2 protein-coding genes, 3 pseudogenes and 1 riboswitch are annotated in these 3,944 nt (G+C 63.0%); of the genes and pseudogenes, 4 read left to right on the top strand and 1 reads right to left on the bottom strand.

All coding sequences use genetic code 11. The annotated features are described in order from the left end of the window. The 3 genes and pseudogenes from JCM25156_RS10640 to speE form a co-directional block, all read left to right on the top strand. Positions 1 to 1,136: pseudogene (locus JCM25156_RS10640) on the top strand (excinuclease ABC subunit UvrA); the annotation flags it as partial. Positions 1,137 to 1,296: 160 nt separating this feature from the next. Further along, the gene (gene speD / locus JCM25156_RS10635) at positions 1,297 to 1,761 is read left to right on the top strand and encodes an adenosylmethionine decarboxylase (RefSeq protein ID WP_025813068.1); all 465 of its coding nucleotides are present in this window, start codon (positions 1,297 to 1,299) and stop codon (positions 1,759 to 1,761) included. Between the two features lie 128 nt (positions 1,762 to 1,889). Next, positions 1,890 to 2,752 (top strand): annotated as a pseudogene (gene speE / locus JCM25156_RS23485) (polyamine aminopropyltransferase). A 182-nt stretch (positions 2,753 to 2,934) separates the two neighbouring features. Here speE and JCM25156_RS10625 read toward each other — a convergent pair. Further along, positions 2,935 to 3,246, bottom strand: coding sequence for a putative quinol monooxygenase (locus JCM25156_RS10625; protein WP_025813067.1), 312 nt, complete (start codon positions 3,244 to 3,246; stop codon positions 2,935 to 2,937). A 122-nt stretch (positions 3,247 to 3,368) separates the two neighbouring features. Next, a riboswitch (glycine riboswitch) is annotated at positions 3,369 to 3,458 on the top strand. Positions 3,459 to 3,719: 261 nt separating this feature from the next. On the opposite strand from JCM25156_RS10625, the pseudogene gcvT reads away from it, so the two are divergent. Further along, positions 3,720 to 3,944 (top strand): annotated as a pseudogene (gcvT, locus tag JCM25156_RS23480) (glycine cleavage system aminomethyltransferase GcvT); the annotation flags it as partial.

The raw sequence follows: 3,944 nt of genomic DNA, 5'->3' as shown, positions 1-3,944 counted from the left end.
CGGCCGAAGGGCGCGAACTGGTGCTGCGCGGGGCCACGGGCAACAACCTCAAGGACGTGACGGCGCATTTCCCGCTGGGCACGTTCACCTGTGTGACCGGCGTATCGGGGGGCGGCAAGTCCACGCTGGTGATCGATACGCTGTACAAGGCCCTGTCGCGCCGCCTGATGGGATCGGGCCAGAACCCGGCTCCCTATGAAGCCATCGACGGGCTGGACCAGCTCGACAAGATCATTGACATCGACCAGTCCCCCATCGGGCGCACGCCGCGCTCCAACCCGGCCACCTATACCGACCTGTTCGGCCCCATCCGTGACTGGTTTGCCGAACTGCCCGAAAGCAAGGCGCGCGGCTACAAGGCGGGGCGCTTCTCCTTCAACGTCAAGGGCGGACGGTGCGAGGCCTGCCAGGGCGATGGCGTGCTCAAGATCGAGATGCACTTCCTGCCCGATGTGTTCGTCACCTGCGATACCTGCAAGGGGGCCCGCTACAACCGCGAGACGCTGGACGTGAAGTTCCGGGGCAAGTCCATTGCCGATGTGCTGGCCATGTCGGTGGATGAGGCGCTGCCCTATTTCTCCGCCGTGCCGCGCATTCATGACCGCCTGGCCATATTGCAGAAGGTGGGTCTGGGTTACGTGGCGCTGGGCCAGCAGGCCACCACCCTTTCGGGCGGGGAGGCGCAGCGCGTCAAGCTGTCCAAGGAACTGGCGCGCAGGGCCACGGGGCGCACGCTCTACATCCTCGATGAACCGACTACCGGCCTGCATACGGAAGATGTGCGCAAGCTGCTCGAAGTGCTGCACGCGCTGGTCGATCAGGGCAATACGGTGGTGGTGATCGAGCATAACCTCGAGGTCATCAAGACAGCCGACTGGGTGATCGACATGGGGCCGGAAGGCGGTGACGGGGGCGGCCGGATCGTGGCCTGCGGCACGCCCGAACAGATCGCGTCCTGCGCCGCCAGCCATACCGGGCGATTCCTCAAACCCCTGCTCGCGGACAGGCCGCTGGTGCCGGTCGCGCCGCCGCCAGCCGCAAAAGGGCGCGGCAAAAAAGCCACAGTGGCCAAAGCGCCGGGAAATGTGAAAAAGCGGGCGAAACCGGCAAAAGCCGGGCGCAAAACGGCAAAGTAGGTCCGGCTTTGCGCCATGGATGGGGCGGCGGAGAGAAAAAAACCGGGCCGATGGTGCGAAAAACACTTGCGTCGCACCATCGGCTGGCCCTATCAGCGCCTCTCTTGGCCCAAGGGGGCAATCTTGCCCAACAGGCTATCTACTGGTTTTGGGGTACGTGATGAACGCACTTGCTCAACTGGGGATGGTCTCGGAACACCCGAGCGATAACCAGATTTCTTCAGCGCCGTTTTCGTCCGAGGACGACCGGAAGGACTATTTCGTCGAAAAGGACGGAATGAAGTTTGCGGGAACGCACCTTCTTGTTGATCTTTGGGACGCCCGGAATCTAGACGATCCGGAGCAGATCGACCGTACCCTGTGCGAGGCCGCCGTGACGGCCGGGGCCACGATCCTGCACAGCCACTTCCATCACTTCACGCCCAATGGCGGCGTGTCGGGCGTGGTGGTCCTGGCGGAAAGCCATATCTCCATCCACACATGGCCCGAGCGGAATTTCGCCGCCGTGGATATTTTCATGTGTGGGGCGTGCGATCCGCACCTTGCCATTCCGGTCATGCAGCGCCTGTTCCAGGCCGGCCGGATCGAGGTGGACGAGCAGCGCCGCGGGCGCGTTTCGCTCTAGCGCGTCATGGCCGGGATGGTTTTCATCCATGCCCGGCATGCCTTCGAAAAAAAATGAAGTATCGGGCCGGATGCATGTCCGGCCCGTGCTTTTTCATGTGGATTGATTAGGACGGAAGGGGAACCGCAATGTCCCGTGAGTGGATCAGCGAGGGCCTGTACGAAGGCTGGCGGCAGGAACTGCGTGTAGACCGGCTGCTGGCGCGCAGGAAAAGCGCGTTTCAGGATATTGTGGTGTTCGAGAATGTCGATCTCGGCCGTGTCCTGATGCTTGACGGCGTGGTCCAGATCACCGAGCGGGATGAGTTCGTCTATCAGGAAATGCTGACCCATGTGCCGCTGCTGGAACATGGCGACGCGAAGCGCGTGCTGATCATCGGCGCGGGCGACGGCGGCGTGCTGCGCCGCGTGCTTGAGCATGGCACGGTGGAAAAGGCCGTGATGGTCGAGATCGATGGCGACGTGATCGCCCTGTCAAAGGAGTTCCTGCCCTCCATCGCTGGCGAAGCGTGGACCGATCCGCGCGCGAGGTGATCGTGGGCGACGGGATCGAATACGTCACCAACGCCGCCGATGGCGCGTTTGATGTCATCATCGTGGACAGCACCGACCCGATCGGCGTGGGCGAGGTGCTGTTTACCGATTCGTTCTACAGGCACTGCGCGCGCATTCTCAGCGCCAACGGCATTATCGTGAACCAGTGCGGCGTGCCGTTCATGCAGGCCGATGAACTGCGGGACACCAGTGCGCGGCGGGCGCAGTTCTTCGCCCATGTGTCGGCCTATGTCGCGGCGGTGCCGACCTATGTGGGCGGGTTCATGACACTGGGCGTCGCGGCCAAGGGCGCCGTTCCGGGCCAGCATTCAGCCGATGTGATCCGCGCGCGCGCGCAGAAGGCCGGGATCGGTGCGGACTGCCGTTACTGGACACCGGAGATGCATGTCGCCTCCTTCATCCTGCCGCCCTATATCGCGAAGAACCTGCCGCGCTGAACGGATGGCCGCCTCCATCCGGGGGCAAGACCGTTCAGAATAACTGACTGATAAAAAAATAAGTTTTCAGGTGCCGCCTTTTTTTCAAAAGGCGGCATTTTCCTGAATCCCGCCCTGATCCACGGAATTTTCCGCCAAGGGGCAGCGGCTGTGCCCTGCGCGGGCGGGGCAATCAGGCCCGTTCAGCCCCTGGGCGCATGGCGCGCGGCCTTGCGCACGCTGATTTCCTTTACGCCGAGTTCCTTCACCCCATCGGCGAAGACCTTGAAATGCGGCGTGGCGAGATGGGTCTCGAAGGCGGCTTCGTCCTCATAAATCTCGACCAGGATGACGGTCTGCGGGTCATCGAGCGGGGTGACGGCCTCAAAGCGCAGGCATCCCTTTTCATCCGCGACGGAGCGTTCGCTGTCATAGGCGCAGAGTTCGAGAAACCGCGCGCGGTTCTCGGCGGGAACGTGAAATTCCGCCACGATGGTCAACGGGCTTGTGGTCATGGCCGGGCTCTCCTTTTCATGTCTCGGTTCCACGATATACGCATGGGGGGAGCAGGTGGTGGCAACCCGTATCATGCCGATTTTCATGGATTGACTTGGCGCATCCTGTCATGTCAAGTCAGTGCTGTCGACACGGGAGAGACCGGCCATGCGCCGGCGCCGAAGGAGCAACCGCCCCGGAAACTCTCAGGCCAAAGGACCGGTCGGCCGAGACTTCTGGAAAGAGGTATCCCATGGCGGATACCCGCCGACGGGATAGCGATCTCAGGCACATGCGACAGAAGGGGCACGTAGAATCCACCCGGATTCGACAGGAGTGCCGCCATGTCCATCCCGTTGCCTGACTGTAGTCCCGCCCGTTCCCCGTTTTCCATTTCCCGTTCCGCTGGTGCGTATCGTGCCGCCTTGCCCGCATGTGCGCGTGCGGGTGGGCGGACCTGCGCGCAGGCGGATATGCACAAGGCCCAGCCCGCATGAACCAGCCCCTGCTGCGCACCCCGCTTTACGATCTTCATCTTGAACTTGGTGCCCGCATGGTGCCGTTCGCCGGTTACGAAATGCCAGTGCAGTATCCCGCCGGCGTCATGGCCGAACACCTGCATACCCGTGGGCAGGCCGGGCTGTTCGATGTCTCCCATATGGGGCAGGTGCGCATCCGCCCCCGTTCCGGGCAGGTGGCGGACGCCGCCCGTGCGCTG

The sequence above is a fragment of the Komagataeibacter kakiaceti JCM 25156 genome (assembly GCF_000613305.1).
Note: the sequence above shows the minus strand (reverse complement) of the source record. Positions and strands in the feature narration are given on the sequence as shown.